We start from the raw sequence: 26,527 nt of genomic DNA on the forward strand, positions 1-26,527 counted from the left end.
CAGGCCCGATCAAACGGCGGCAAGCACCCGCCGGAACTCGGCCACCACGCCCGCGTCGGTGCGCCGGCGGGTGGCCTCGGCAAAGCCCAGCCGGATCGCCGCCGGCCCCTCGACCGGATGGGCCACGCTGCACGAGCTGTGAACCTCGTCCACCGCCACGGCCCGGAGAAGCGCCTCCACATTGGCCGGCGTGACCCCCGATCCCGCCATGACCTTGAGCCGGCCCCGCGCCGTCCCGTGGATGCGGCGCAGCCCTTCGATCCCGTCGGGGGCCGTCCGCTGCCCGCCCGAACTCAGCACCCGTTCAAAGCCGAGCCGGACAGCCGTGTCCGTTGCAGCCCCAAGGTCCGGAGCAAGGTCGATGGCGCGGTGCAAGGTGCGGCCCAGCGGCCCCGCCGCCTCGGACAGGTCTGCCAGGGCTTTTTCGTCCAGCGACCCGTCCGGCCGCGACGCGCCGATCACCACCCCCGCGAGGCCCAGCCTCCGGACCTCTGCGATGTCCGCCCGCATGGCCGCAATGTCCGCCGGTCCATAGACGAAGTCGCCGCTCCGTGACCGTACGAGGCAGTAGACCGGCACCGGGGCCTCCGCCGCGCGCCGCATGAGCCCCGGCGAGGGCGTCAGCCCGCCCAGTTCCAGCGCCGAGCAGAGCTCGATCCGTTGCGCCCCTCCGGCGACGGCCGCCTCCAGGCTTTCCGGGTCCGCGACGCAGACCTCGAGCAGGGGCGCGCTCATTCCGAACCCTCCGACAGGGCGAGCAGCGCCGCCCCGACCAGCCCGGCCTCGACCTCGATCTCGCCCGGGACGACGATGGGCCGGTCGGTCCTCCGCAGGATGCGGGCCCGGACCTCGGCATCCAGCCGGCTCACGAAGGGGCGCACCCGGCCCAGGCCGCCGCCGACCGGCACGATGTCGGCCCCGATCACATTGAGCACGAGCGCCAGCGGGCTTGCGAGCAGGTCGATCTGCACCTCGATTGTGCGCGCGGCGGCGGCATCCCCGGCCAGCCAGGCCTCCACGATCGAGGTGCTGGGCAGCGCGATCCCGTGCAGGTGCCGGTGCAGCCGCTCCATTCCGCGCGCGCCCCCGACCGTGTCCACGCAGCCCGACAGGCCGCAGCCGCAGGGCAGGTGGGGGAGGTCCACCGGGGGATGCCCGGCCCGCATGGCCGCGACCGGGGCATGGCCCCACTCCCCGGCAAAGCCCCCGGCCCCCGTCACGATGCGGCCGTCGATCACCAGCCCGCCACCCACGCCGGTCCCGAGGATTGCCCCAAAGACGATCCGGTGCCCGCGACCCGCCCCGGCGCCGGCTTCGGCCAGGGCAAAGCAGTCCGCGTCGTTGGCGATCAGGACGGGGCGGCCAAGCCGCTCCTCCAGGTCGGGCCGGAGGCGGCGGCCGTCGATGCAGGGGATGTTGGCGGCGGTGATCAGGTCGGTCTCCGGATCGACGACCCCGGTGATCGACATGGCGACTGGACCTTCCGACGCTCCGGCCATCCCGGCGATGGCGACGACGAAGGCGTCGAAGTCGTGGGCCGGCGTCGCGACCCGCCCCAGCGGGACGACCGCCGACGCCTCGGTCGCGGTGCCGCCCTTTATTGCCGACCCCCCGATGTCAAAGCAGACAATGGGCTGGCGGGCGCGGCGCGGGGGCGGCATCTGTGTCATCGCAGGCAGGCCGATTCAGCAAAGGTGGGGAAAGCAGGATGGCAGGATCTCCGGAACATCGTCTGCCCGCGCCGACCATCGACGACGTGGCCCGTTTGGCTGGCGTGTCGCGGGCGACGGCCTCGCGGGCGCTGTTCTCGGAAAAGCGACCCGTCTCCGCGCTCAACCGGGAACGTGTCCTCGCCGCCGCCGACCAGCTCGGCTACCGCATCAACCCCATGGCCCGAAGCCTGACCACCAAGACGGTGGATCTCGTGGCGGTGCTGGTGAATCACATCCATGACCTGTCGGACCTCGACCTGTTCGACCTCCTGATCGCCGAGACGCAGGCCGTGGGCAAGCAGGTGATCCTGATCCGCATCGGGTCGGGCGACCGGGTCGAGGAGTTCCTGCGCCGCGGCATCGCCTACCATGTGGACGCCGCGCTGGTGTTCTCGGACTTCGCCGACGCGGGCACCGTGCGGCGGCTGTTCCATTCCGATCATGTGCTGATGCTGAACGGGCGGCATGACCGGCTTTCGCCCGCGATCATGCCGGACGAAGCGACGGGGATCGGAGCCGCCGCCGCCGATGCGGCCGCCAAGGGCGTGCGGACGGCCGCGCTCGTCACCGGACGCGCCTCCTCCCTGGTCGAGCAGGCGCGCATCGACCTTTACCATCAAGCCCTCGCACGGTGCGGGATCGAGCTCAGGCGGACCATCCGGGGCGACTACTCCTATGCCAGCGGCCGGGACGCCGGGAACCTGATGGCCGGACCCGACGCGCCGGACGCGGTGTTCTGCACCTCGGACGCGACGGCCATGGGCATCCTCGACGCCCGGCGGGAGGACTTTCCCGAAGGGCAGCCCAGACGCTTCCGCCTTTACGGCTTCGACAACATCTCGCTCCTGGAGTTCGGCGCCTATCCGATCTCGTCCATCGGCTACGACAAGGCCGCCTATCTGGGCGAGATGATGCGCTTCCTCCGCGATCCCGAGGGGTTCGCACCGGCCGGGTCGCCGGTGCTGGTGCCGACGCGGTTCGTGGCCCGCGCGACAGGGTAGGGGCCGGGCCGCCGCGGCCGCCCGGCCCGGGCGCTCACCAGAGCGGCGTCAGCGCCGGCGGGTTCGCGGTTTCGCCCCACCACTTCTTGTAGTTGGCCTCATAGGCCCCGGACTGGATGTAGTCCGACACGAACATGTCCAGCCAGCGGACGAACTCGGGATCGCCCTTCGCGACCGCGATGCCGATCGGGTCGTTCGAGTAGAGCCCCTCCAGGGTCACCAGCGACGGGTTCTGCGTCGCGAGGTAGTCGAGCAGCGAGGAATCCTCGATGGCGGCGTCCACGCGCCCCTGCTGGAGCTGCAGCACGCCGTCGGGCGCGAACTGGTCCACGTAGACGAGCTCGGCCTCCGGGACCGCTTCCTTGATGAAGGCTTCGCCCGTGGTGCCGCGCCCGACCACGACCGACTTGCCCGCGAGATCCTCGAGGCTCTGGATGCCCGAGTCCGCCTGCACGATCACCCGCAGGCCCGCGCGGTTGTAGGGGATGCTGAAGTCCACCGTCTTGGCCCGCTCGAGGGTGGCCGAGGTGTTCGCGACCACGATGTCGAGCTGCCCCGACACGAGCATGGAGATGCGCGCGTCGCCCGAAACGTCCGTGAACTCGACCGGGACGCCCAGCTTCTCGGCGAGCATGGTGGCGACGTCGACGTCATAGCCCACCGGGTTGTTCTGCGCGTCGCGGAAGCCGATCGGCTCCCCGCCCAGCGACACGCCGATGCGGACGACTCCGGCGGCGCGGATGTCGTCGAGCTTGTCGGCCATGGCCGGCGCGGCCGCGCCGGCCGCCAGCGCCATGGCGGCAAAGGTTGACAGAATGCGGTTCATCAGGGGGTTCCTCTCTGTTGGCTCATGCAGTCTGCGCTGCCCTGAGTTCGGGTTCCGGCATCGAATCCTCCCACAGCCAGTAGCGGATCTCGCCCTCGCAGCGGAAATTGGTGACCTGGTGCTGGCCATGGGCATCGACGGCGTGGATCACCACGCCCCCCAGGAACCCCTCACGGAGTTCCCTGAGCTCCTCGACGGCCAGCGCGACCGCGTCCCGGAGCGTGTGCCCGAGCTTCATGGCCAGGACGATCGTCCGCGCGGTGGCGCAGCGCATCGTCATCTCGCCGGTATGGGTGCAGGCCGCCGCGCCATAGCGGCTGTCGGCATAGAAGCCCGCGCCCGGGATCGGGCTGTCGCCCAGCCGGCCGGGATACTTCCAGGCCCAGCCCGAGGTGGAGGTGGCGGCATGGATGCCGCGGCGGGGGTCGGCGGTCAGGTAGACCGTGGTGTCGCGCACCCGCTCCGGGTCGGTGATCGCCTTGAGAAGGGGGGCGAGCGGGACGTCGGGGAACCGGCCCAGCGCCTCGGGCGGCAGCTCCTGCTCCAGCCTCTCCCACCAGACCCGCCGGCTGTCGGGCAGCAGCACGTCCTCCTGGGGCAGGCCGATCTCCGAGGCGAAGCGGCGCGCGCCCGCGCCGGTCAGCATCACATGGGGCAGCCGCTTCATCACCTCATGCGCGAGCCGGGCCACATGCAGCGTATGCGGGACCGCGCCGACTGCGCCCACCGCGCGGGTGGTGCCGTCCATGACGCCGGCGTCGAACTCCATCTCGCCCAGCATGTTGGGCCAGCCGCCGCGCCCCACGCTCCGCACCTTGGTCTCGGCCTCGACCTCGCCGATGCCGGCGACCATGGCGGCCAGGCTGTCGGCCCCCGACCTCAGCAGGTCGACCGTGGTCGGGATGCCGGGCCAGCCTTCCGCATTCGCGATCAGCAACATGACGTGTCAGTCTTTCCGCATCTTGGAGAGGAATTGCGCGACCCGTGGCTGCGCCAGCCCACCCCCGGCCGCAAAGAAGTCCCGCGTGGGGAGGTCCACCAGCAGCACCCCCTTCTCGAGGAACACGACCCGGTCCGAGATCTGGCGCGCGAACTCGATCTCGTGGGTCACGAACAGCATGGTCGTCCCGCCCGAGGCGAGCTTCGCCAAGATATCGAGCACCTCGGAGGTCATCTCGGGGTCCAGCGCGCTCGTCACCTCGTCCAGGAGCAGGTAGCGCGGCCTCATGGCCAGCGCCCGGCAGATGCCGACGCGCTGCCTCTGGCCGCCCGACAGCTGCGCCGGATAGGCCTCCGCCCGGTCCCCGAGCCCGACCGACGCCAGCAGCGCGCGCCCCTCGTCCTCGGCCTCGGCGCGCGACCGCTTCAGCACCTCGATCGGGGCGAGCGTGATGTTCTGCAGCGCCGTCATGTGGGGGTACAGGTTGAACAGCTGGAACACCGTTCCGGACCGCTTGCGCGCCTCGGCCAGCTCGCGCGGCTTGGACACGTCGAAGTCGTCCACCGTGATGCGCCCGCCGTCCAGCCGCTCCAGCCCGTTGATGCAGCGGATCAGCGTGGACTTGCCCGACCCCGATGAGCCCAGGATCGACACGACCTCGCCCGGCTTCACCGCAAGGTTCACGCCGTCCAGGACGGTCACGGTCCCGAAGGTCTTCCTGACCTGCTCGACGTTCAGCATTCAAAGCCCCCGAAAGGCGGTATGCGCCCGCAGGCGTCGTTCGATCCGCGCGCCCAGCGTCGCAACCAGCTTGGCGGCAAGGTAGTAAAGCAGGCCGACCACGCTCCAGACCACGAAGGGCTTCAGCGTCCGCAGGTTCAGCGTGGCCCCGATCTTGGACAGGTCCATGACCCCGATCACCGAGATCAGCGACGTCACCTGCAACTGGTTCACCAGCAGCGCGGTCAGCGGTCCGATGGAGAAGGCCGCCGCCTGCGGCGCGATGACATGGCGCAGCACCTGCCAGCGGCTGAGGCCGAAGACCCGCGCCGCTTCGATCTGGTCGCGGCCGATCGACTCGATGGCGGACACGGCGATCACGTAGACGAAGGCCGCGGTGTTGGCCGACAGCGTGATGACCGCCGCCCCGACCGGTCCCAGGTCGAGGTGGAAGAAGGCAGGAAACCCGAAGAACACCAGGAACAGCTGCACCAAGACGGGCGAGTTCTTCAGAAGCTCGGCCACGAAGGTGATGATCTGCGTCAGCCCCGGCACGCGGTAGTAGCGGACGATCCCCCAGAGCGTGCCGACCGCCAGCCCGATCAGCGACGTCCCCAGGAACAGCGCGACCGTCACGCCCAGCCCCTGGGCCAGCAGCACGAGGTCGTAGGGCGTGAACTCGGTGTAGCGCATCAGCCGACCGGCTCCGACAGGTCCCGGTTCAGCCGCCGGTGCAGCAGCGCGATGCCGAGCGACACGAGGTAGGTCAGGGCGGCATAGACCACGAGCAGCACGAAATAGACCTCGAACGGCCGGAAGGTGTCCGAGGCCACGATCTTGGCCTGCCCGGTGAGCTCGTTCAGCGTGATCGTCGACAGGACCGACGAGGTGAGGATCATGTTGATCAGCACCGACCCCAGCGGACGGACCGAGGTGCGGAGCGCGATGGGCAGGACGATCCGGCGGAAGATGGTGCGCCGCGACAGGCCGCTCACCTCGGCGGCCTCCAGGATGCCGGTGTCGATGGCGAGGATGCCGGCCCGGATCGCGTCCGAGGCATAGGCCCCGCCGGCGATCGACAGGGCGACGACGCCGGTGGTGAAGGCGTCGATGAAGATCCCGATCTCGGGCAGGCCGTAGTAGAAGAAGAACAGCTGCACGATGAAGGGGATGTTCCGGAACAGGTCCACATAGGCCGCCGCGATCCGGTTGACGACGCGGTTCGAGGAGGTGCGGGCGATGGCCACGACCATGCCCAGGATCACGCCGCCGACCAGCGCCAGCCCGCAGACCAGGGCGGTCAGCAGCGCCCCCTCGGCCAGAAAGCCCAGATGGGGCACGAGGACGGTGAGGTCGAACCGCACGGGCCACCCGCCTTGTGAAACCGGTTTCAGATTCACCGGTTCGGTCGTGCCTGTCAAGGAAACGCGTGCGGTCAGGAGGGGGGCCGGTCTGGGCGCCCTTCAAAGGCAGGTCGAGGTCGCGGCGACCGGGATCAGGGTCCAGAGCGTGGCGACCAGCGCCACGACCGACAGCCCGACGCTTGTCGCCCGGACGAATCCCGACGGCGAGGCGAAGCGACCCGACCGGAGCGCCAGCAGCAGGGCGACCTGCGCGGCGACTGCCAGCAGCCCGGCCAGTCCCAGCACCCCGCGTCCCGCCGCCAGGCCCAGCGCGGCCTCATCCCAGCGTGGGGAGCACAGGACGCCGTGCAGCCCGTAGAGCGCGCTGAACGCCGCCAGCCAGACCGTGAGCGGAAGGGAAAGGCGAAGGATGTCGTTCACGTCAGAGCCCCCGGAAGACCCGCGGCCGCCAGTCCCAGCACGGTCGCCGCCGCCCCGTAATCTGCCCAGAGCCGCAGGATGCGCAGCTCTCCATAACGGAGGGGCGACAGGAACCCGGCCCAGGCCCGCGCGCCCAGCACGCCGACCATGAGCGCCAGCAGGACGGCGTGGAACAGGACATAGCCCCCCAGCACCCAGACCGTCGCGTCATAGGCATGGGCCTGCGGATCGGCCGCACCCCGAATCGCCAGCCCCGCCGCCACGGCCGCTCCGACGGCCCCGGCCAGCGTCAGCCCAAGCCCCGCGCCGGCCTGCCCGGACCGCCGCAGCCCCCGCTCGGCCACGCGTGGACCCAGCACGGCCAGCAGGGCGCCCGCTCCGGCCAGCGCGGGCATGAGCGCGCCCGGCTCCAGGTAGGCGGGCGGCGGCCAGTTCGGCGCGACCGTCCAAAGGAACGCGTAGCCGAACAGCAGCGACCCAAAGAGCGTGGCATCCGCGATCAGCAGGAACAGGGTGCCCCACCAGCCGGGCGGGTCCTCGACCTCCGGGGCCGCGGGCAGGGCCAGGCCACGCCCGACATCCTGCGGACCCAGGTCCGTGCGGCTCCCCAGGGTCCAGACCCACCGGATCGCCAGGATGATGACGCCAAGGGCGGCCAGCGGCACCAGCCAGTAGAGCTTGAGCAGCATTCCGACGAACGCGCCGCCCGTCACCAGGGCCATGACGATCGGCAGCGCCGTATTGCCCGGCAGGACGACATGGTGGGCCGCCCGTCCGCTGGCCACGTCCACCGTCAGCGTCTCGCGGAGGTTGCCGCGCGGCGTCCCGAGGAAGCCCTCGCCCCGCGCGATCCGCACCGGCAGGTCGGGATCGTCGTAGAGCGGATCGCGGCCCCGCACCTCGGGGAGGCTCGCGAAGTTGTAGGCTGGGGGCGGCGTCGGCATGGCCCATTCCAGCGTGCCCGCGCCCCAGGGGTCGCGCGACCCCCGGATCGCCACCGCCGCGTTCACCACGACATCCACCAGCACCAGCCCGAAGCCGATCGCCGTGACGAACCCGCCGATCGACGACACGAGGTTGATGATCTCCCAGCCCTGGCCCGGCTCATAGGTCTCGGTCCGCCGCCTCTGGCCCAGGAGCCCGACCCAGTGCACCGCCAGGAACGTGACGTGGAAGCCCACGACGATCAGCCAGAAGGCCGTCTCTCCCAGCCGAAAGAACCTGCGCCGTCCGGTCATGTGCGGCAGCCAGTAGTAGATCGCCGCCAGCATCGGAAAGACGAAGCCGCCGACCAGGACGTAATGGAGGTGGGCCACCACGAAATGCGTGTCGTGCACCTGCCAGTCGAACGGCACGACCGCGACCATGACCCCCGTCAGCCCGCCGATCACGAAGGTCGCGAAGAAGGCCAGGATCCAGAGCATCGGCAGCCGGAGCTGCGGGCGGCCCGTCCAGAGCGTGCCGATCCAGGCGAAGATCTGCACCGCCGTCGGCACCGCCACCAGCGTCGAGGCCGCCGAGAAGAAGGCCAGCCCCATGTGCGGGATCCCCGTGGTGAACATATGGTGCACCCAGAGACCGAAGCTCAGCACCCCCAGCGACACCGCCGCCCCGACGATCCAGCCGTAGCCCATCAGCGTCCGCCGGGCCATCACCGGCAGGATGGTCGAGACGACCCCCGCCGCGGGCAGGAAGATGATGTACACCTCCGGGTGGCCGAACAGCCAGAACAGGTGCTGCCAGAGCAGGCTGTCGCCCCCTTCGGCCACCTGGAAGAACGGCATTCCGAAGGCGCGCTCCAGCTCCAGCAGGATCGACCCTAGGATCATCGGCGGAAAGCCCGTCAGGATCATCACCGCGACGACCAGCATGTACCAGGCGAAGATCGGCATCCGGTCCAGCGACATGCCCGGCGCGCGGTAGCGCAGGATCGTCACGACGACCTCGACCGCCGCGCTGATGGCCGAGATCTCGACGAAGGTGATCCCGATCAGCCAAACGTCCGAGTTGATCCCGGGCGACCCCAGCGAGGACGACAGGGGCGGGTACATGAACCACCCGCTGTCCGGCGCCACCCCTGCCAGCAGAGACAGGACCAGCATCGACCCGCCGAAGACGTAGCACCAGAATCCATAGGCGCCGAGCCGCGGAAAGGCGAGGTCGCGCGTCCCCAGCATCTTGGGCAGGAGATAGACGGTCAGGCCCTCGAACAGCGGGATCGCGAACAGGAACATCATGATGGTCCCGTGCATCGTGAAGACCTGGTTGTAGACCTCCGGGCCCATGAAGGCCGACCGGGGGCTGGCCAGTTGGGCGCGGATCAGCATGGCCAGGAGGCCGCCGATCCCGAAGAAGGTCGCCGCCGCGACCAGGAACATCCGCCCCAGGTCGTTGTGGTTGACGGTGGTCAGCCAGCCCGTCCAGCCGGGCTCCGAGGCCCAGATCCGCGTCAGGGCGCGGTGCCGCTGCAGGGCGTTCATGGCGTGCCGCCCGCCAGGAAGGCGCTCCATCCCTCGGCATCATGGGCCCGGACCGTGAAGACGTGCTCCCGGTAGCCGGGCCCGCTGTATTCCGAACTCACGCCTGCATACTCCCCCGGCGCCCAGGCCTCGATGCGCAGCCGGTTCACGTGCCCCGGAATGGCGTCCAGCTTCCCGGCCAGGCGCGGCACCCAGAAGCTGTGGATCACGTCAACGGTCGTGATCTCCACGTCGACTGGGCGACCGGCCGGGATATGGAGAACGCCCTCGGTCACCCGGTCGGGCGCGTCGGCGTAGGAAAAGGACCAGGCCCACTGCCGTCCCTCGGCCCGCACGGTCACGAGGTCGGGCGCTTCGCGGGGCAACAGCCGCTCCCCGACGACCAGCCCATAGGCCAGCAGGCTCCCCAGGACGGCCAGCGGGAACACGAGCCCCAGCCCCACGATCCAGACCCTGTCCCCGCCCGTGCTCTCGCGCGGGCGGAAGGCCAGCGCCAAAAGCCCCATCACCAGCCCGAAGATCGCCACCGCCCCGGCCAGCAGGACCCACCACAGGGTCGCGATGGTGGCCGCCGCCGGACCCGCCGGATGCACAACGGACAACCTGTCCTCGCAACCCGCCAGCGCGGCGAGCGTTACGACCCCGACCCCCTGCAGGAGACGCGGATGTCCGACACCCAGATCCAGACCCGGGACGAGACCCTGATCGACCCGATCAGCGCCCACCCGGGCTTCGAGGAAACCGAGTCCCGCATCGCCATCTGGGGCCACCCGATCCACGCGATGACCGTGGCCTTTCCGGTCGCGCTCACCTTCTGCACCTTCGGGGCGGACGCGCTCTACTGGTGGACGGGCGACGTCTTCTGGGCGCGGGCGGGGGTCTGGGCGGCGGGGACGGCCTTCCTGTTCGGCCTCACCGCCGGGGCCTCGGGCACCATGGAGCTGCTGCTCGTGCCCGGGATCCGCGCCCGCGCCGCCGCCTGGACGCATTTCGTCATCGCCGTGCTCCTGCTCGCGCTCCTGGGGGCGAACTGGGGCTTCCGTCTCCAGGGCTACGAAAGCGCGGTGCTGCCCTACGGCATCCTCCTGTCGGCCTTCAACGTGCTGGTGGTGGGGGCGACCGGCTGGCATGGCGGCAAGCTCGTGTTCGACTATCGCCTGGGGACGTCGAAGGGGAGCTGAGCGCCCCGCGGCTCCCGCAGCCAGCCCGGCACCGGGATCTCGCCCAGTTCGGGCTTGGCCAGGACCAGCAGCAGGATCGCCAGCACCGGCGCCAGCAGGATCAGCGTCGGTCCCAGAGGCGCCGGCGTCTGGTGCGCGCCCTCGGTCTCGGCCACGGTGACGAGCGTGTGCCCCACCCAGCCGTGAAAGGCGACCAGCAGCGCCACGACGACGAGCTTGGCGAACATCCAGGCCACGAAGACGTCCCGCAGGAAGATCAGCAGCGTCCCCGAAGCGATGGCGATCACGGCCGAGGGCGTCACCAGCAGCGTGTAGCCGTAATGCGTGGCCTGCCGGATGCGGGCATAATCCGCCTGCCCGATGGCCGGGTCGTGCCGCGCCAGCATGAGCGGCAGCGCGAACAGCCCTCCGCACCACAGGGCCAGGGCCGCGATATGCAGCACCTTCAGATGGGGGATGATGCCGTCCAGCCAAGGGATCATGCCGGGCGTCCCTCGAGGCCTTGCCAGCCGCGCCGCGCGATCCAGGCGCCCCAGGCCACGAAGGGCAAGCCCGCCGGGACCCACATCAGCAGCCCGCCCAGTTGCTGGTCGGCCAGGGGCGTGAACCCCCAGTCCAGCGGGGCCACCGCATGGATCGCATACAGGGCCTCGGGCGCGAAGGTGAGCAGCGCCCCCAGAAGGGCCATCTGCATGTAGCCGCCCAGGATCAGCACCAGCGCCGACCCTGCCGCGCGGCGCGGGTCCAGCGCGGCCCGCCAGAACGCCGTGGCCGAGACCAGCAGCGTTCCCTGCATCGCCCAGTACGCGGCGACGTTCGACAGCGCGAGGTCATAGGCCGCCGGAAGGTGCCAGGCCCACAGGATCGCGGACGATGCCAGAAATCCGGCCATGCCGGACCCGGTGCTCCGCCGCGCGGGCCAGGCCATCGCGATCAGCGGCGCGGCGACCGCGACCAGAAGGACATGATGGACGACCCGCGCCGAGAACAGCGCCGCCGAGAGGGCGCAAAGGGGCGACACGAAGGCGACCGCCAGCACGGCCACGGCCAGGGCGCCGGGACGGCTCCGCCCAAGGACCAGGGCCAGCCCTGCTAGGCCGACCAGGAGCACCGGGTCGAGGTTCCAGCGCAGCCAGATCTCCGCCGGGTCGGGCGCGGGCCCGCAGTAGGTCCGGTTCAGCGTCTCGAGATCCAGCGGCCTCTCCCCGTCGTCAGGCGGTCCGCCGGGCGGCGGATGGTCCAGCGAACCGGGCCTGGCCGGTCCTGCGGGGCAACGTCACCGTCGCCGCGCGGTTCCCCGGCTTGCCTCGTGGCTCGGCTCCGGGCTGGGGCGGTCGCAACGCACGGTGGCGCAAGGATTCGCTAACGCTGGTCTGGGATCCTGCCCGCATCAGCCACCCCAACGGCCGGGACGGGTGGCAGGCTGGCGCGGACGCTCCCTTGCGGCAAGGGGGCGGGCCGGCCAGCCGCCCTCCCCGGTGATCGGAGACCCATGACCCCATCGCGCGGCCATCAGGCCCGTGCACGATCCGGCCTTGGAAAAGGCCCACATACCGGGCCCCGCGCCCTCCTTAGACTCAAGCCCGCGCCGTGAACCCGGACGGACTGGACCGCCCCGCCATCCCCGCACGCCGGGAGGCCCGGGCCACCCAGAGGCCCCGCGGGATCGAATTCTTTTCCGGCGGGCGCGTCTTCAGCTCCGGCGGGGGCGTGCTCAGCGGACTTCGTGGTCGCTCAGGCCCGTCTTGACCAGAAGCCGCCGGTTCCGGGCCTCGTAGTAGTAGCCCTTCTTGTACCATTCGTAGGCCCGCCGCTGGTTGCCGTTGGCCACGATATAGGCGCCCCGCAGATAGGCTCCGGCCCAGCGCAGGTTGGTCGCGGGATCGAGAAGCCCCGAATCCGGTCCCTCATACCCCATCGTCCGCGCCGTCTGCGGCGTGATCTGCATGAGCCCGAAATAGGGGCCATTCCGGGCCCCGGCGTTGTAGCCGCTCTCGACGCGGACCACATGGTCCAGAAGCTCGGGCGGGATCTCCAGGAAGGAGGCGTACCGCTCGATCATCGACTGCATCTGCGGCGTGTTGCCCGCATGGGCCGGCGCCTCCTCCACCCGACCGCGCGGCGTGCCGCAGGCGGCCAGCGATGCGAGAAGCAGCACGGCAAGGCCGCGCCGGGCAAGCAGGGCAGGGAACGAGGGCATCAGGTCGGGCTCCGTCAGGGTTGCTCCGGATTCCCTAGCGGAACCATCGCAGGACGCAACGGCTCACCTGCGGCGTCCGACCCCCAGGGCGTCGAGCTCGGCCTCGATCCGCGACAGGCCGTCGTCGAAATGCCCGGCCTTGATCGCGTCGAACCGAACGCGGAGCGCGGCCTTCTCCTCGCCCTTGCAGGCGTTCCATGGCCGGTCCTGCAAGGCCATGACCAGGACGTAGTAGCCGATGAAGTGCGGCCGCTCGCCGGCCTCGAGCAGCTTGGCATAGGCCGCGTCGGCCCCCAGCTGCCGCAGTTCCTCGGCCGTCCGGATCCCGGCCCGAACGAAGGCCGCCTCCGTGGCGGGTCCCAGATTCCGGATCGAGGAGATGGCCGTCATCGTGCCGCTGCCATGCAGGTCGAGGAGGAGGTGGCGCGGGAGCGGATCGGGGACCCTGTCCCTGCGCCTTGGTGATCCGAGTGCCGGAACGTCGGCGGCCGCGACCTCCCGCGCCGCCGAGGCCGTTCTCAGATGCTGGCGAAGTCGCGGAACAGGGTCGCCTGGCCCGCCGTCTCCTGCGCGGTGGTCTTGGGCGTCGCGGGCTGCGAGGCGTCCATCTGCGGGCGCCGCGTCGAAGGCGCGCCGGGCTGCTCGGTCCCCTGCGAGGACCCGGTCTGCTGAAGTGTCATTCGCTGTCGTCCTTTGCTCCACGACCGGGAACGATGTCCCGGCTCGGCATATGGTCTGAGACCCCGGTCTGGGGCGCTTGGAGGTCCATTTTGCCACGACTCGGCCCGCCCGCGCATGGCCACGTTGCCGTGAGCTCGCGCCCGCGTGACCTCCTCGCCACAGGCCCGAGGGGCGTTGCATCCCCCCGGGAAGCCTGCGACACAGTTCCGTGAACACTTCATGGGGGGATGGGCTTGGGACGGCTCAGCGGCAAGCGGGCCCTGGCGACGGCGGCCGGGCAGGGGATCGGACGGGCCTCGGTCCTGGCGATGGCGCTCGAGGGGGCCGATGTCATCGCCACCGACATCAGCGACTCCGCGCTCGAGGCGCTTGCGGCGGAATGGGACCGGCTGCGGGGCGATGCGGCCTCGGACGGCGGCGCGGCCGGGTCGCTCGGCTCGCTGACCACCCGCCGGCTCGACGTGCTGGACAAGGCCAGCATCGACGCCGTGGCCGAGGCAGTCGGCCCGATCCAGGTTCTCTTCAACTGCGCGGGCCATGTCGCCCATGGCACCATCCTCGACTGCGACGAGGAGCAGTGGGACTTCTCGGTCCGCCTGAACATGACGGCGATGTACCGCATGTGCCGCGCCTTCCTGCCGGCGATGATCGCGAATGGCGGCGGGTCCATCATCAACATCGCCTCGGTGGCCTCCTCGGTCATCGCGGCGCCCAACCGGTTCGTCTACGGCGCGACCAAGGCGGGCGTGATCGGGCTCACCAAGGCCATCGCCTGCGACTTCATCGGCCAGGGCATCCGCTGCAACGCGATCTGCCCCGGCACCGTCGAAAGTCCCAGCCTCGAAGGCCGGATGAAGTCGGGCGGCGACTACGAGGCCGCGCGCAAGGCCTTCATCGCGCGCCAGCCCATGGGCCGGATCGGCCGACCCGAGGAGATCGCCGCCCTGGTGGTCTATCTCGCCTCCGACGAAAGCAGCTACACGACCGGCCAGGCCCACGTCATCGACGGCGGCTGGGCGAACATCTGAGAGGACAAGAGCATGAAGCTTCTGCGCCATGGGGATCGGGGGTCCGAGAAGCCGGGCCTCCTGCACAGCGACGGGACCATCCGCGATCTCTCGGGCGTGGTGCCCGACATCGCCGGGTCCGTCCTGTCCGACGAAGGACAGGCCCGCCTGCGCGCGGTGGATCCCTCGACCCTGCCGGTCGTCGATCCCGCCACCCGGCTGGGCGCCTGCGTCGGCGGCACCGGCAAGTTCATCTGCATCGGCCTGAACTACGCCGACCACGCCGCCGAATCGAACCTCCCCGTCCCGCCCGAGCCCGTGATCTTCATGAAGGCCACCTCGGCGATCTGCGGGCCGAACGATCCCATCATCATCCCCCGCAAGAGCGAGAAGACCGACTGGGAGGTCGAGCTCGCCGTCATCATCGGGACGCACGCCAAGTACGTCTCCGAGGCGGACGCCCTGAACCATGTCGCAGGTTACGCGGTCGCCAACGACGTCTCCGAACGCCACTTCCAGCAGGAGCGGGCCGGCCAGTGGACCAAGGGCAAGAGCTGCGACAACTTCGGCCAGCTCGGCCCCTGGCTCGTCACCCGTGACGAGGTTCCCGATCCCCAGGATCTCGCCATGTACTGCCGGGTCAACGGCCAGACCATGCAGGACGGCTCCTCGCGCACGATGGTCTACGGCGTGGCCCATCTGATCAGCTATCTCAGCCAGTTCATGTCCCTGCATCCGGGCGACGTGATCTCGACCGGGACCCCGCCGGGCGTCGGGATGGGACAGAAGCCGCCGCGTTACCTGCGGGCGGGCGACGTGGTGGAGCTTGGCATCCAGGGCCTCGGCGATCAGCGCCAGGACTGCGTGGACGACAACTGACCCGGGCCGGAGGAGGCGCGCGATGGACCTGATCGACACCCACCTCCACCTGATCCAGCGCGACGTCACCGGCCATGCCTGGACCCGGAACGAGCCGGCCTTGGCCGGCCGTGACTTCACGCTGGACGACGCGCGCCGGCTGTATGGCGGGCGCGTCCGGGGCTCGATCTTCATGGAAGTCGACGCCGACGACTTCCAGGCGGAATCGCGGTGGATCGCCGGCCTCGTCCGCCAGGGAGAGCTGCTGGGACAGATCGCCAACTGCCGCCCGGAAACCGACGACGGCTTCGAGCCCTGGCTGGACGAATGCGCCGACCTGGGCGTGGTCGGGATGCGCCGGATCCTTCATACGGTGGCCGACGACGTTTCCACCACCGAGACGTTCCGGGCCAATGTCCGGCGCATCGGAGGCCGTGGGTTGCCCTTCGACATGAACTTCCTAGGGCGCACGCTTCCGATCGCCTACGATCTCGCCGCCGCCTGCCCGGACATGACGTTCGTGCTGGATCATTGCGGCACGCCCGACATCGCCGGGGGCGACATGGACCCCTGGCGCGAAGGCATGGCACGGCTGGCCTCGCTGCCGCATGTCAACGTCAAGCTGTCGGGCATCTCGGCCTATGCCCCTCCGGGCGAAGGGGACCCGGTCACCCTCCGCCCGTGGATTGACCATCTGTTCGAGACCTTCGGCCCCGAACGCATCGTCTGGGGATCCGACTGGCCGGTCGTGAACCTGGGCCGCGGCCTTCCGGCCTGGCTCGACGTGACCGAAGCGGTGCTCCGGGACCTGTCGGCCGACGAACGCGCAGCCGTCGGCTGGAAGAACGCCGAGCGGATCTACAAGGTCAACACCGGCCTGACCTGACCCCGAGGGCGGGGGCCGCAGCCCCGGCCCTTACTCCGCCGCTTCGGCATAGGCCTCGACGGGCGGGCAGGTGCAGACGAGGTTCCGGTCGCCATAGGCGTTGTCGACCCGCCCGACGGGCGGCCAGTACTTGTCGACCCGGAACGCGCCCGGAGGAAAGCAGGCCTGTTCGCGCGAATAGGGCCGGGTCCACTCGGCCACGAGATCCTCGACCGTATGCGGGGCATGGCGCAGCGGGCTGTCCTCGGCCCTGATCTCGCCACGCTCGATCGCGGCAATCTCCCCTCGGATCGAAAGGAGCGCCGTCAGGAAGCGGTCGATCTCGCCCTTGGTCTCGCTCTCGGTCGGCTCGACCATCAGGGTGCCGGCCACGGGCCAGCTCATGGTCGGCGCATGGAAGCCGTTGTCGATGAGCCGCTTGGCGAGGTCGTCCACCGTGACGCCGTGGGCCGCGAAGGGGCGGACGTCCAGGATGCATTCGTGCGCGACGCGGCCATGGTGACCCGTGAAGAGGATGTTGAAGTCCGGATTCAGCCGTGCCGCGATGTAGTTGGCGTTGAGGATGGCCACCTTGGTCGCCTGCGTCAGCCCGGTCCCGCCCATCAGCAGGCAATAGGCCCAGGAGATGAGCAGGATCGACGCCGATCCGTAGGGCGCCGCGGACACGGCCCCCTCGGTCCCCAGTTCCGGATGGCCGGGCAGGTGCGGGGCGAGATGCGCCTTCACGCCGATCGGCCCCATCCCCGGGCCCCCGCCGCCGTGCGGAATGGCAAAGGTCTTGTGAAGGTTCAGGTGGCTCACATCCGCGCCGACCTCCCCGGGACGGACAAGGCCCACGAGGGCGTTCATGTTCGCCCCGTCCAGATAGACCTGCCCGCCGTGATCGTGGGTGATCCGGCACACCTCGCGCAGCGTGTCCTCGAACACGCCGTGCGTGGATGGGTAGGTGATCATGCAGGCGGCCAGGCGCGACCCCGCCGCATCGGCCTTGGCCCGGAAGTCGGCAAGGTCGATGTCCCCGTTCGGCGCCGTCCGGACCACGACGACCTCCATGCCGGCCATCTGTGCCGAAGCGGGGTTCGTCCCATGGGCCGAGACCGGAATCAGGCACACCGTCCGGTCAGCGTCCCCGCGCGCCTGGTGGTAAGCCTGGATCGTCAGGAGGCCCGCATATTCGCCCTGCGCCCCGCTGTTGGGCTGCATCGAGAAGGCGTCGTATCCGGTGATCTCGCACAGCTTGCGCGACAGGTCCTCGATCGCCTCGGCGTAGCCTTGGGCCTGGTCCCGTGGGGCGAAGGGGTGGAGGCCGCCGAACTCCGGCCAGGTGAGGGGCATCATCTCGGCCGCGGCGTTCAGCTTCATCGTGCAGGAGCCGAGCGGAATCATGGCCCGGTCGAGAGCGAGGTCCCTGTCCGACAGACGCCGCATGTAGCGCATCATCTCGGATTCGGCGCGGTTCATGTGGAAGACCGGATGGGTCAGGTAATCCGAGCTGCGAAGCAGCGGCTCCGGGATGGCGGGGCCCACCTCCGCATCCGGCATCTCGTCGATCCCGAAGGCCCGCAGCACGCGGCGGAGCACGCCCTCGTCCGTGGTCTCGTCCAGGGCGATCCCGACCCGGTCGGTCCCGATCTTGCGGAAATTCAGGCCCTCGGCTCGGGCCGCAGCCAGGATGCCGGCCTGTCCGACGCCGACCTCGACGGTGATGGTATCGAAGAAGGTCTCGGGGGAGACGACGGCACCGGCGGCCCTCAGAGCCAGGGCCAGACGATGAGTGCCAAGGTGCACCCGCTCGGCAATGGCGCGTAGTCCCTTGGGGCCATGGAACACCGCATAGAAGCTTGCCATCACGGCCAGGAGAGCTTGGGCGGTGCAGACGTTCGATGTCGCCTTTTCCCGCCGGATGTGCTGCTCGCGCGTTTGCAGGGACAGGCGGTAGGCCCGGTTCCCGCGTGCATCCACCGAGACGCCGACGATCCGTCCCGGCATGGACCGCTTGAGAGCGTCGCGGCACGACAGGAAGGCGGCATGGGGGCCGCCATAGCCCATCGGCACTCCGAACCGTTGGGCGGAGCCGACGGCGATGTCGGCCCCCATGGCCCCCGGCTCCTTGAGGAGCGTAAGGGCGAGCAGGTCCGTCGCCACGATCCCGATCGCCCCGGCCGCATGGAGTCGCGCCATGTCCTCGGACAGGTCGCGCAGGTGGCCGAAGGTTCCGGGATACTGGAAGATCGCCCCGAACACCCTTGCGGGATCAAGGGAATCCGGAGATCCGACCAGAACCTCAATGCCGAGGGGGCGGGCCCGCGTATGTATGACGTCGATGGTCTGCGGGTGAAGGTCGTCCGCCACGAAGAACGCGCGCGCCTTCGATTTTGCGCTGCGTTCGGCCATGGTCATGGCCTCGGCGGCGGCGGTGGCCTCGTCCAGGAGGGACGCATTGGCCACCGGCAGCCCGGTCAGGTCTGCGACCAACGTCTGAAAGTTCAGCAGGGCTTCCAGGCGGCCTTGGGCGATCTCGGGCTGATAGGGGGTATAGGCCGTGTACCAGGCCGGGTTCTCCAGTATGTTCCGCTGGATCGCGGGCGGAGTGAAGGTGCCGTGATAGCCCTGGCCGATCAGCGACGTCATGACCTTGTTCTTTGCCGCGACCTCGCGCATGCGCGCCAGCAGTCCGGCTTCGGTCAGCGGGGCCCAGGAGAGTGGATCCCGCTGGCGCAGCGACGCTGGAATGGTCTCGTCGATGAGGGCGTCGAGGGACGCGGCCCCGATCGTCCGCAGCATCTCCTCCATTTCGGCCGGGGATGGGCCGATGTGGCGGCGGTTCGCGAAATCATCGGGGTCGTAGCCGCTCGTCGCCCAGGCCGTCATGAGATCATGTCCTGATATTCGTCTTCGTCCATGAAGTCGTCGAGGACAGCAAGGTCGTCGACGCGGATCTTCAGGAACCAGCCGGCGCCCAGAGGGTCGGCGTTCACGAGGCCCGGGTTCTCGGTAAGCTTGCTGTTCACCTCGACGATCTCGCCGTCGATGGGGGCAAGGATATCGGAAGCGGCCTTGACGCTCTCGATCACGACCACTTCGTCGCCATGGGCCACCATGGCCTCGATCTCCGGCAACTCGACGAAGACGATGTCACCCAGTTCCTTGGCCGCATGTTCCGTGATGCCGACGACGACGAGGTCGTCGCCTTCCGCGCGGAGCCATTCGTGATCTTCGGTGAACTTCATGCAGTATCCTCAACGCTGGAAGGAATGGGGGACGAAGGGGAGCGGAGCCACGACCACGGGGAGGTCCTGGCCCCGAACCTTGCCGAGGAGCGGGGTCCCGGGCGCCGAGAGTGCTACATCGACGTAGCCCATGGCAACCGGCGCCTGAACCGAAGGACCGAAGCCACCGGACGTGATCCGCCCCACATGTCCCTGAGCGGCAAGGATCTCCGTGCCGGCCCGCATCGGAGCACGTCCTTCCGGGCGGAGTCCCACGCGCACGCGGCGCGGGCCCCGTTCGAGCTGCCGCAGGATGCGATCCGCCCCGGGGAAGCCTCCCGCGCGGACACCGCCAACGCGACGCGCCTTGCCGATCGACCAGCCCAGGCCTGCTTCGACGGGACTGGTCGTGCGGTCTATGTCCTGGGAGTAGAGACAAAGCCCGGCTTCCAGCCGAAGGGAGTCGCGTGCGCCCAGGCCAGCCAACCTGACATCCGGGTGGGAGAGAATCGCGGCAGCGAAGGCCTCGGCCGCGCGTCGCGGGACCGAGATCTCGAACCCGTCTTCCCCGGTGTAGCCCGACCGTGAAATCCAGAGTTCCGCGTCCGCCCAGGGAACGGTCCGGGCCTCCATGAAGCGCAGGCGCCCGATGCCTTCGGTCACCCCCTCCAGCGCGGCCGCCGCCCCCGGCCCCTGAAGCGCGAGGAGCGCCCGGTCAGCGACTTCCTCGACCTGGCTGTCGCCCAGGCCATCACGCAGATGGGCTAGGTCGGCCTCGCGCATCGAGGCGTTGACCACGAGAAGCAGGTGATCGCCCCGATGGGTCACCATGATGTCGTCACGGATCCCGCCGCTGTCGTCGGTGAGAAGGGCATAGCGTTGCCGACCCTCGGGCAGGGACGCGATGTCAGCCGGGACCAGAGCTTCAAGGCCCAGAGTCAGATGGTCCAACCCGTTCCGCGGCCGAAGAAGGACTTGGCCCATATGGCTCACATCGAAGAGGCTGGCGGCGGTGCGGGTATGAAGATGCTCGGCCATGACGCCGCCGTCATACTGGACCGGCATCTCCCAACCGGCGAATGGCACCATGCGGGCACCCCGCGCGACGTGAAGGTCGTGCAAGGGCAGCCGTCGCAGTTGATCCGAACGATGATCGTCCATGCGCCTCCCCTGTTTCCCGGCGCTTTCGCCTAAGGGGTAGCGCCCCGGACGCGCCGCTGGCAAGTGGGCTGCTGTATCCCAAGCGAGTCATTAAGCCGGAGCCGGGTCGAAAAATCTTCGGTCAGGCAGGATGGTAGCAGCAGAGGCTGCGGCCGATCCGCTCTCAGGCTGCGGAATCTTGCAAAAGAGGGGATCGAGGGCTGTCACTTTGCGATCCACTTCGGCCCTTCGGTCCATATGTTTCCCTGCGTCACGGAACACATCGCGGAGCGGCAGGAACATGCGGGTCATCATCCTGGGTGCAGGGGTCATCGGGGTTACCTCGGCCTGGTACCTGTCGCAGGCCGGCCACGAGGTGGTCGTGATCGACCGGCAGCCCGCTCCCGCCCTCGAGACCAGCTTCGCCAACGCCGGCGAGGTCAGCCCCGGCTACTCGGCCCCCTGGGCCGCGCCGGGTATCCCCCTGAAGGCGCTCAAATGGATGTTCCAGAAGCACGCTCCGCTGATCGTCCAGCCTCGGTCCGACCTTGCCAAGCTGTCCTGGCTGGCGCGGATGCTGTCGAATTGCACGCCCGAGGCCTATAAGGTCAACAAGGCGCGGATGGTGCGCCTCGCCGAATACTCCCGCGATTGCCTGCAGGCGCTGCGCGACGAGACCGGGATCCGCTATGACGAACGCATGCAGGGCACGCTCCAGCTGTTCCGCAAGGAAGCGCAGCTTGAAGCTGCGGGGAAGGACATCGCCGTGCTGCGGGACGGCGGCGTGGCCTTCGAGGTCCTGGACGTCGATGGATGCCTACAGGCCGAGCCGGGCCTGGCCGCCGCGCGGGACAAGATCGTCGGCGGGCTGCGCCTTCCGGGCGACGAGACCGGGGATTGCCTGAAGTTCACGACCAGCCTTGCCGAGAAGGCCGCGGCGGCAGGCGTGGAGTTCCGGTACAACACCAGCATCGAGCGGCTTCTGGTCGAACGTGGTCGGGTGCGCGGCGCCGTGACCTCCGGCGGTCACGTGACGGGCGATGCGGTGGTGGTCGCGCTGGGCAGCCACTCGCCCGCCTTGCTCGGCCCCCTGGGCCTGCGCCTGCCGGTCTATCCCGTGAAGGGCTACTCCTTGACCTTCCCCGTCCGCCATGACGAAGCGGCTCCGGTTTCCACTGTCATGGACGAGACCTACAAGGTGGCGATCACCCGGCTAGGCGATCGCATCCGGGTCGGCGGACTGGCGGAAATAGCTGGCTTCGACCTGTCCCTGCCAGCGTCGCGCCGGGCGACGCTCGCCCATTCGGTCGAGGGTCTGTTCCCGGGGGCCGGTGACGTCAGCGAAGCGAGCTTCTGGTGCGGGCTGCGTCCGATGACGCCCGACGGAACGCCTGTCATCGGGCGGACTCCGGTCGCGGGGCTGTTCCTCAACACCGGGCACGGCACTCTGGGCTGGACGATGGCGGCGGGGTCGGGCCGTGTCCTGGCGGACATCGTCTCGGGTCGGCGCGCCGAGATCGAGACCGCGGACCTGGGACTCGCCCGTTACCTGCGCGAGGGTCGACGGGGCGGCCGCGATCTGGTGCCGGTCGACGCCTGAGTCAGAGCAGGTCCCACAGGAAGCGGGCCGACACGAAGAGCAGGAAAAGCCCGAAGGCCGTCTCGAGCGCCCGCCGTGACAATCGGTGGGCCAGCGCGACACCAAGGCGGGTGGTCAGCAGCGTGGTCGGAACGGTCGCGGCAAAGGTGAGCCAGGACACGTAACCGGTCGCGTCCATTGGAAGGCCCGGCTTGCCCCAGCCCGCGAAGACGTAGCCCAGCGTCGCGGGCAGGGCGATCAGCACGCCCATCCCGGCGCCGGTGGACACCGCCCGGTGGATCGAGACGCCGTGGAGCGTCAGGATGAGGTTGGTGATCGCCCCCCCTCCGATGCCCATCAACGAGGAAAGCAGGCCGGTGATCAGCCCATAGATCCGAAGCGGGCCGGGTCCCGGCAGGCCATCCCGGATACGCCAGCCTTCGCCGCCGGCCAGCAGCTTGACGGCGTTCAGGCCGGCGACGCCGACGAAGACGGTCTTGAAGATCCAAGGCTCTGCATAACGGGCGACGAGTGCGCCGGCCAGCACGCCGCCGATGACGGGCGCGGCCCAGAGCCGCAGGAGATCCATGTCCACCGTTCCGCGTCGGAAATGCGCCCGGGCCGACATGAGGGAGGTCGGGATGATGACGGCGAGCGAGGTCCCGACAGCCAGCGGCATCCTGACCTCGTCGCTAATATGGATGACGTAGAAGAGCTGATAGAAGACCGGAACCGATATGGCCCCCCCGCCGATCCCGAAAAGCCCCGCCAGGAACCCGATCAGCGTGCCAGCCACGAGCAGCGCGATGAGCAGCGGCAGCACGTCGAAGAAGATGTCAACGAGGGGTTCAGATCCAGGCATCAGGGGCTCCGGCGAAAGACGGGGTCTGGTAAGGGGATTCGGGGCAAGGCGAAAGGGATGTCGGCCTCTGCGGGGCCAAGGCGAAGTGCCGGTCGGGGACCTGCGCTCCCTCTTGTGACGCGGTGTCCCGGTGACGGCGAGGCTCGGGCGGGGTAAGGCTGCCCCAAAGCCCTGGGATGGAACGCAGATGCTCAGCTCGGACATGATACTGGACGCCACCCTGATCCCGGCGATGCTGGTCGCTCTCGTGGCCGGCCTCCTGTCGTTCCTGAGCCCCTGCGTGCTGCCGATCGTGCCGCCCTACCTGGCCTACATGGGCGGCGTCTCGGTGGGCGAGATGGCCGAGGCCCGGTCGGCCCGGCGTCGCGCCCTGCTGTCGGCGGCCTTCTTCGTGCTGGGCCTCTCGACGGTGTTCCTCCTGCTCGGGGCGGCGGCCTCTGCGGCGGGACGGGCCTTCCTGCAGTTCCAGGGGTGGTTCGTCATGATCGCCGGTGTGGTGATCATGGTGTTCGGAGCCCACTTCCTCGGCGTGATCCGCATCCCGTTCCTCGCGCGAGAGGCGCGGCTGGACGCGGGCGACCGCGGCGGTTCGGCGCTGGGCGCCTACGTGCTGGGCCTCGCCTTCGCCTTTGGCTGGACGCCGTGCCTGGGGCCGATCCTCGGGGCGATCCTGGGGCTCGCCGCGACCGAGGCCGATATCGGGCGTGGGACCGCGCTGCTGGCGACCTATGCCTTTGGGCTGGGGATCCCGTTCCTTCTGGTCGCAGCCTTCTTTCCCAGCCTTCAAGGTGTCATGGGAGGCATGCGGCGGCACATGGCGTGGATCGAGAGGACGTCGGGCCTGCTGCTTTGGACCGTGGGTCTGCTGATGCTGACCGGGCAGTTCACGGCCTTCTCCTACTGGTTGCTCCAGAACTTCCCGGCGCTGGCGACCATCGGCTGACCTAGCGGCGCGTGCGGACGGGCACCGGGACGGGCTGGGCGCTCCAGGGGCGGACCCGGAAGGTGGCCAGGCGCCGCGGGCCGACCAGCGCCAGGCCGCGTTGCTCGATCAGCCAGATCGCGAACCATCCGCCCAAAGCCGCCCCGGCCGTGTCCATGACAATGTCGAGGATCGTGTCGGGCCAGGTCAGGGGCAGATAGGTGTACTCGATGACTTCCCAGACGATGCCGATCAGGAGGCCCAATCCCGCGGCCCACAGCACGAAGCGGCCCTTACGCGGCGCATAGGCCAGGAACCCGGCCTTCCAGAACATGAACATGGATCCTGCCATGATCGCGAAGGGGTTCAGAGTGTGCAGGGCGATGTCGAACCACCAGAAGAGCGAATACCAGTCCCAGGCCCATCCGGCACCGCTGATCAGGAAGCAGCCCGCTATGACGGCGACCAGCAGCGCGGGGAGGCCATGAGGGACGAGCATTACGGCGACCATCGGCACATAGAATGCCGCCGCCATCTGCAACTCGTCCCAGCGCCCCAGCGCCATCAGTGTCACGAGGGCGGCGGTGAAGACGAGGACGCCCACCCAGGCCATGGTGAGCCAGCCTCTCGAGTCGATGAGGGACCCTGGAAGGGGCGTGACGAGGGCGGCGCGCGGAATCGCTGTCATGAGGGGCTCCTTGCCCCTCTCGAACGGCTAAGGCCCCTTTAGCGTTCCCGCAGCGCCCGTTCGAGCACATAGACGCGGATCGCCGAGGCGAGCCCGACATCGCCCCGCGACTCGTCGATCCGTTCGGCCAGCGCATTCAGGGCGAGGCCGTCCGATAGGGCGAGGCGCCGGAACTCCTGCCAGAAGGCCTCCTCGAGGGAGACGCTCGTGCGGTGGCCGTGAAGGGTCAGCGACCGCTTGACGGGGCGGCCGCTCACTCCTCGAACTTGGCCTGGTCAAGGGCGCGCTTGGCCTTTTCGGCACGCGCTGCCTCCAGAAGCCGTTCGGCCTTGGTCCGACCATGCTTGACGGCATTGGCATCGGCCTGCGCCTTTTCGGTGGCGCGGTCCCGTGCCTTGCGGGCCTTGTTCAGGTTGACGACGCTTCCCGTCATGAAGGCGCGATCATCTCCTCGGGGCGGACGACACGATCGAAGGTTTCGGCGTCCACATAGCCGAGGTTGATCGCCTCTTCCCTCAGGGTGGTTCCGTTCTTGTGCGCGGTCTTGGCGACGGTGGTCGCCTTGTCATAGCCGATGGTGGGTGCGAGGGCCGTGACCAGCATGAGCGATTCCCGCATGAGCCTGTCGATGCGCTGCCGGTCGGCCTCGATCCCCACGACGCAGTTGTCCGTGAAGGCGACCGCCGCATCGCCCAGAAGCTGCATCGACTGCAGCACGTTGTAGGCGATCATCGGCTTCATGACGTTGAGCTCGAAATGCCCTTGCGATCCGGCGAACCCGACCGCGGCATCGTTCCCCATGACATGGGCGCAGACCATGGTGATCGCCTCGACCTGGGTCGGGTTCACCTTGCCCGGCATGATCGAGGAGCCCGGCTCGTTCTCGGGCAGCCTGAGTTCGCCCAACCCGCAGCGCGGCCCCGATCCCAGCATCCGGATGTCGTGGGCAAGCTTGTAGATGCCCGCAGCCGCGGTCTTGAGCGACCCCGAAAGCTCCACGAGCGCGTCATGGGCGGCCAGCGCCTCGAACTTGTTGGGCGCGGACACGAAGGGCAGGCCAGTGAGACGCGCGAGGTTTGCCGCGATCGTTTCGCCCCAGCCGACCGGGCTGTTCAGGCCGGTGCCGACCGCGGTTCCCCCCTGGGCCAACTCGTACACGTCCGGCAGCGCCCGTTCGACGCGTTCGATGGACTTCGCGACCTGATGCGCGTAGCCGCCGAACTCCTGCCCGAGCGTCAGGGGCGTCGCGTCCATGGTATGCGTGCGGCCGATCTTGATAATGTCGGCGAACTCCTCGGACTTCTGCACGAGCGCCCTATGGAGGTGCCGCAGGCCGGGGAGGAGGACATCGCGCGCGGTCATCGCGGCGGCGACATGCATGGCGGTGGGGTAGGTGTCGTTCGAGGACTGCCCCATGTTCACGTGATCGTTCGGGTGGATGGGCTTCTTGGAGCCCAGCACACCGCCCAGCATTTCGATCGCGCGGTTCGAGATGACCTCGTTCGCGTTCATGTTCGTCTGGGTGCCCGAGCCTGTCTGCCAGACGACCAGCGGGAAGTGAGCGTCGAGCCGGCCCGACGCGACCTCGGCGGCCGCCGCAATGATGGCATCGGCCAGTTCGGGTGCGATGGCGCCGCGGGCTTTGTTCGCCTCGGCGCAGGCCTGCTTGATGAAGCCCAGCGCCCGCACGACGGCGACGGGTTGCCGTTCCCAGCCGATCGGGAAGTTCTGGATCGAGCGCTGCGTCTGCGCGCCCCAGTAGCGGTCAGCCGGAACCTCGATGGGACCGAAGCTGTCGGTCTCGGTGCGCGTCGCGGTCATTCATGCCCCCTCGGTATACCGTCGCATACG

Annotated in this window: 30 protein-coding genes; 7 read left to right on the forward strand and 23 right to left on the reverse strand. The window is 69.3% G+C overall.

Annotation, left to right across the window (positions count from 1 at the left end; genetic code table 11):
• Positions 1 to 9 precede the first annotated feature (9 nt).
• Positions 10 to 735, reverse strand: coding sequence for a copper homeostasis protein CutC (locus J3P31_RS02040; RefSeq protein WP_210526718.1), 726 nt, complete (start codon positions 733 to 735; stop codon positions 10 to 12).
• The gene (locus J3P31_RS02045) at positions 732 to 1,661 is read right to left on the reverse strand and encodes an ROK family protein (RefSeq protein WP_210526719.1); all 930 of its coding nucleotides are present in this window, start codon (positions 1,659 to 1,661) and stop codon (positions 732 to 734) included. The genes J3P31_RS02040 and J3P31_RS02045 overlap by 4 nt, the downstream gene beginning before the upstream one ends.
• Before the next feature lie 47 nt (positions 1,662 to 1,708).
• Here J3P31_RS02045 and J3P31_RS02050 point away from each other — a divergent pair, with 47 nt between their 5' ends.
• Entirely contained in the window at positions 1,709 to 2,713 is a 1,005-nt protein-coding gene (locus J3P31_RS02050) for a LacI family DNA-binding transcriptional regulator (RefSeq protein WP_210526720.1), read from the forward strand.
• Positions 2,714 to 2,747: 34 nt separating this feature from the next.
• Here J3P31_RS02050 and J3P31_RS02055 read toward each other — a convergent pair whose 3' ends face one another.
• The 8 genes from J3P31_RS02055 to J3P31_RS02090 all read right to left on the reverse strand — a co-directional run bounded on the left by J3P31_RS02055 (position 2,748) and on the right by J3P31_RS02090 (position 10,056).
• Entirely contained in the window at positions 2,748 to 3,539 is a 792-nt protein-coding gene (locus J3P31_RS02055) for a transporter substrate-binding domain-containing protein (RefSeq protein ID WP_210526721.1), read from the reverse strand.
• Between the two features lie 22 nt (positions 3,540 to 3,561).
• A complete protein-coding gene (locus J3P31_RS02060) occupies positions 3,562 to 4,479 on the reverse strand; it encodes an isoaspartyl peptidase/L-asparaginase (protein WP_210526722.1) in 918 nt (305 codons plus the stop codon).
• 6 nt (positions 4,480 to 4,485) lie between these two features.
• Positions 4,486 to 5,220, reverse strand: a complete 735-nt coding sequence (locus J3P31_RS02065; RefSeq protein WP_210526723.1) for an amino acid ABC transporter ATP-binding protein — start codon at positions 5,218 to 5,220, stop codon at positions 4,486 to 4,488.
• Complete coding sequence (locus J3P31_RS02070; RefSeq protein WP_210526724.1) at positions 5,221 to 5,892, reverse strand: amino acid ABC transporter permease; 672 nt, start codon at positions 5,890 to 5,892, stop codon at positions 5,221 to 5,223.
• Entirely contained in the window at positions 5,892 to 6,563 is a 672-nt protein-coding gene (locus J3P31_RS02075) for an amino acid ABC transporter permease (protein ID WP_210526725.1), read from the reverse strand. The genes J3P31_RS02070 and J3P31_RS02075 overlap by 1 nt, the downstream gene beginning before the upstream one ends.
• Positions 6,564 to 6,662: 99 nt before the next feature.
• Positions 6,663 to 6,983: a hypothetical protein gene (locus J3P31_RS02080; RefSeq protein ID WP_210526726.1), complete on the reverse strand. Its 321-nt coding sequence runs from the start codon at positions 6,981 to 6,983 to the stop codon at positions 6,663 to 6,665.
• Positions 6,980 to 9,463 carry a cytochrome c oxidase subunit I gene (ctaD, locus tag J3P31_RS02085; RefSeq protein ID WP_210526864.1) on the reverse strand — a complete coding sequence of 828 codons (2,484 nt, stop codon included), beginning with the start codon at positions 9,461 to 9,463 and terminating at the stop codon, positions 6,980 to 6,982. Before ctaD ends, J3P31_RS02080 begins: the two co-directional genes overlap by 4 nt.
• The gene (locus J3P31_RS02090; RefSeq protein WP_368373004.1) at positions 9,460 to 10,056 is read right to left on the reverse strand and encodes a cytochrome c oxidase subunit II; all 597 of its coding nucleotides are present in this window, start codon (positions 10,054 to 10,056) and stop codon (positions 9,460 to 9,462) included. The genes ctaD and J3P31_RS02090 overlap by 4 nt, the downstream gene beginning before the upstream one ends.
• A 72-nt stretch (positions 10,057 to 10,128) precedes the next feature.
• On the opposite strand from J3P31_RS02090, the gene J3P31_RS02095 reads away from it, so the two are divergent.
• On the forward strand, positions 10,129 to 10,644 hold the full coding sequence (locus J3P31_RS02095; RefSeq protein ID WP_210526728.1) for a DUF2231 domain-containing protein: 516 nt from the start codon (positions 10,129 to 10,131) through the stop codon (positions 10,642 to 10,644).
• Here J3P31_RS02095 and J3P31_RS02100 read toward each other — a convergent pair.
• The 5 genes from J3P31_RS02100 to J3P31_RS02120 all read right to left on the reverse strand — a co-directional run bounded on the left by J3P31_RS02100 (position 10,614) and on the right by J3P31_RS02120 (position 13,524).
• On the reverse strand, positions 10,614 to 11,126 hold the full coding sequence (locus J3P31_RS02100) for a CopD family protein (RefSeq protein ID WP_210526729.1): 513 nt from the start codon (positions 11,124 to 11,126) through the stop codon (positions 10,614 to 10,616). The genes J3P31_RS02095 and J3P31_RS02100 overlap by 31 nt on opposite strands.
• Positions 11,123 to 11,755: a cytochrome c oxidase assembly protein gene (locus J3P31_RS02105; RefSeq protein ID WP_368372999.1), complete on the reverse strand. Its 633-nt coding sequence runs from the start codon at positions 11,753 to 11,755 to the stop codon at positions 11,123 to 11,125. The genes J3P31_RS02100 and J3P31_RS02105 overlap by 4 nt, the downstream gene beginning before the upstream one ends.
• 603 nt (positions 11,756 to 12,358) lie before the next feature.
• Entirely contained in the window at positions 12,359 to 12,844 is a 486-nt protein-coding gene (locus tag J3P31_RS02110) for a lytic transglycosylase domain-containing protein (RefSeq protein ID WP_210526730.1), read from the reverse strand.
• A 63-nt stretch (positions 12,845 to 12,907) separates the two neighbouring features.
• The gene (locus tag J3P31_RS02115) at positions 12,908 to 13,234 is read right to left on the reverse strand and encodes a TfoX/Sxy family DNA transformation protein (RefSeq protein WP_210526731.1); all 327 of its coding nucleotides are present in this window, start codon (positions 13,232 to 13,234) and stop codon (positions 12,908 to 12,910) included.
• Positions 13,235 to 13,362: 128 nt separating this feature from the next.
• Positions 13,363 to 13,524 (reverse strand): hypothetical protein, encoded by a 162-nt coding sequence (locus J3P31_RS02120; RefSeq protein ID WP_210526732.1) that lies wholly within the window; start codon positions 13,522 to 13,524, stop codon positions 13,363 to 13,365.
• Between the two features lie 228 nt (positions 13,525 to 13,752).
• Here J3P31_RS02120 and J3P31_RS02125 point away from each other — a divergent pair, with 228 nt between their 5' ends.
• From J3P31_RS02125 to J3P31_RS02135, 3 genes are read left to right on the forward strand one after another with little or no spacing between them, the layout of a single operon-like run.
• Positions 13,753 to 14,553, forward strand: coding sequence for an SDR family oxidoreductase (locus J3P31_RS02125; protein ID WP_210526733.1), 801 nt, complete (start codon positions 13,753 to 13,755; stop codon positions 14,551 to 14,553).
• Positions 14,554 to 14,565: 12 nt separating this feature from the next.
• A complete protein-coding gene (locus tag J3P31_RS02130) occupies positions 14,566 to 15,411 on the forward strand; it encodes a fumarylacetoacetate hydrolase family protein (RefSeq protein ID WP_210526734.1) in 846 nt (281 codons plus the stop codon).
• Positions 15,412 to 15,433: 22 nt separating this feature from the next.
• A complete protein-coding gene (locus J3P31_RS02135) occupies positions 15,434 to 16,276 on the forward strand; it encodes an amidohydrolase family protein (protein ID WP_210526735.1) in 843 nt (280 codons plus the stop codon).
• A 30-nt stretch (positions 16,277 to 16,306) separates the two neighbouring features.
• Here J3P31_RS02135 and gcvP read toward each other — a convergent pair whose 3' ends face one another.
• Genes gcvP through gcvT form a run of 3 tightly spaced genes read right to left on the reverse strand, consistent with a single transcriptional unit; the run spans position 16,307 to position 20,646 of the window.
• On the reverse strand, positions 16,307 to 19,147 hold the full coding sequence (gene gcvP / locus J3P31_RS02140; protein ID WP_210526736.1) for an aminomethyl-transferring glycine dehydrogenase: 2,841 nt from the start codon (positions 19,145 to 19,147) through the stop codon (positions 16,307 to 16,309).
• Positions 19,144 to 19,506, reverse strand: coding sequence for a glycine cleavage system protein GcvH (gcvH, locus tag J3P31_RS02145; protein WP_210526737.1), 363 nt, complete (start codon positions 19,504 to 19,506; stop codon positions 19,144 to 19,146). The genes gcvP and gcvH overlap by 4 nt, the downstream gene beginning before the upstream one ends.
• 9 nt (positions 19,507 to 19,515) lie before the next feature.
• Positions 19,516 to 20,646: a glycine cleavage system aminomethyltransferase GcvT gene (gcvT, locus tag J3P31_RS02150; protein ID WP_210526738.1), complete on the reverse strand. Its 1,131-nt coding sequence runs from the start codon at positions 20,644 to 20,646 to the stop codon at positions 19,516 to 19,518.
• A gap of 280 nt (positions 20,647 to 20,926) precedes the next feature.
• Between gcvT and J3P31_RS02155 the strand changes: the two genes are divergently transcribed.
• Positions 20,927 to 22,225 carry a D-amino acid dehydrogenase gene (locus tag J3P31_RS02155; protein WP_210526739.1) on the forward strand — a complete coding sequence of 433 codons (1,299 nt, stop codon included), beginning with the start codon at positions 20,927 to 20,929 and terminating at the stop codon, positions 22,223 to 22,225.
• Between the two features lies 1 nt (position 22,226).
• Here the strand turns inward: J3P31_RS02155 and J3P31_RS02160 are convergent, their stop codons facing one another.
• Entirely contained in the window at positions 22,227 to 23,066 is an 840-nt protein-coding gene (locus J3P31_RS02160; RefSeq protein WP_210526740.1) for a sulfite exporter TauE/SafE family protein, read from the reverse strand.
• A gap of 187 nt (positions 23,067 to 23,253) precedes the next feature.
• On the opposite strand from J3P31_RS02160, the gene J3P31_RS02165 reads away from it, so the two are divergent.
• Positions 23,254 to 24,009: a cytochrome c biogenesis CcdA family protein gene (locus J3P31_RS02165; RefSeq protein ID WP_210526741.1), complete on the forward strand. Its 756-nt coding sequence runs from the start codon at positions 23,254 to 23,256 to the stop codon at positions 24,007 to 24,009.
• A gap of 1 nt (position 24,010) precedes the next feature.
• Here J3P31_RS02165 and J3P31_RS02170 read toward each other — a convergent pair whose 3' ends face one another.
• Genes J3P31_RS02170 through fumC form a run of 4 tightly spaced genes read right to left on the reverse strand, consistent with a single transcriptional unit; the run spans position 24,011 to position 26,497 of the window.
• Positions 24,011 to 24,676 carry a hypothetical protein gene (locus J3P31_RS02170; RefSeq protein ID WP_210526742.1) on the reverse strand — a complete coding sequence of 222 codons (666 nt, stop codon included), beginning with the start codon at positions 24,674 to 24,676 and terminating at the stop codon, positions 24,011 to 24,013.
• 38 nt (positions 24,677 to 24,714) lie between these two features.
• Complete coding sequence (locus J3P31_RS02175) at positions 24,715 to 24,933, reverse strand: ribbon-helix-helix domain-containing protein (RefSeq protein ID WP_210526743.1); 219 nt, start codon at positions 24,931 to 24,933, stop codon at positions 24,715 to 24,717.
• Positions 24,930 to 25,109 carry a DUF4169 family protein gene (locus J3P31_RS02180; RefSeq protein ID WP_210526744.1) on the reverse strand — a complete coding sequence of 60 codons (180 nt, stop codon included), beginning with the start codon at positions 25,107 to 25,109 and terminating at the stop codon, positions 24,930 to 24,932. The genes J3P31_RS02175 and J3P31_RS02180 overlap by 4 nt, the downstream gene beginning before the upstream one ends.
• Complete coding sequence (gene fumC / locus J3P31_RS02185; protein WP_210526745.1) at positions 25,106 to 26,497, reverse strand: class II fumarate hydratase; 1,392 nt, start codon at positions 26,495 to 26,497, stop codon at positions 25,106 to 25,108. Before fumC ends, J3P31_RS02180 begins: the two co-directional genes overlap by 4 nt.
• Positions 26,498 to 26,527: the final 30 nt, after the last annotated feature.

The organism is Rubellimicrobium arenae (assembly GCF_017916275.1).
GTDB lineage: Bacteria > Pseudomonadota > Alphaproteobacteria > Rhodobacterales > Rhodobacteraceae > Rubellimicrobium > Rubellimicrobium arenae.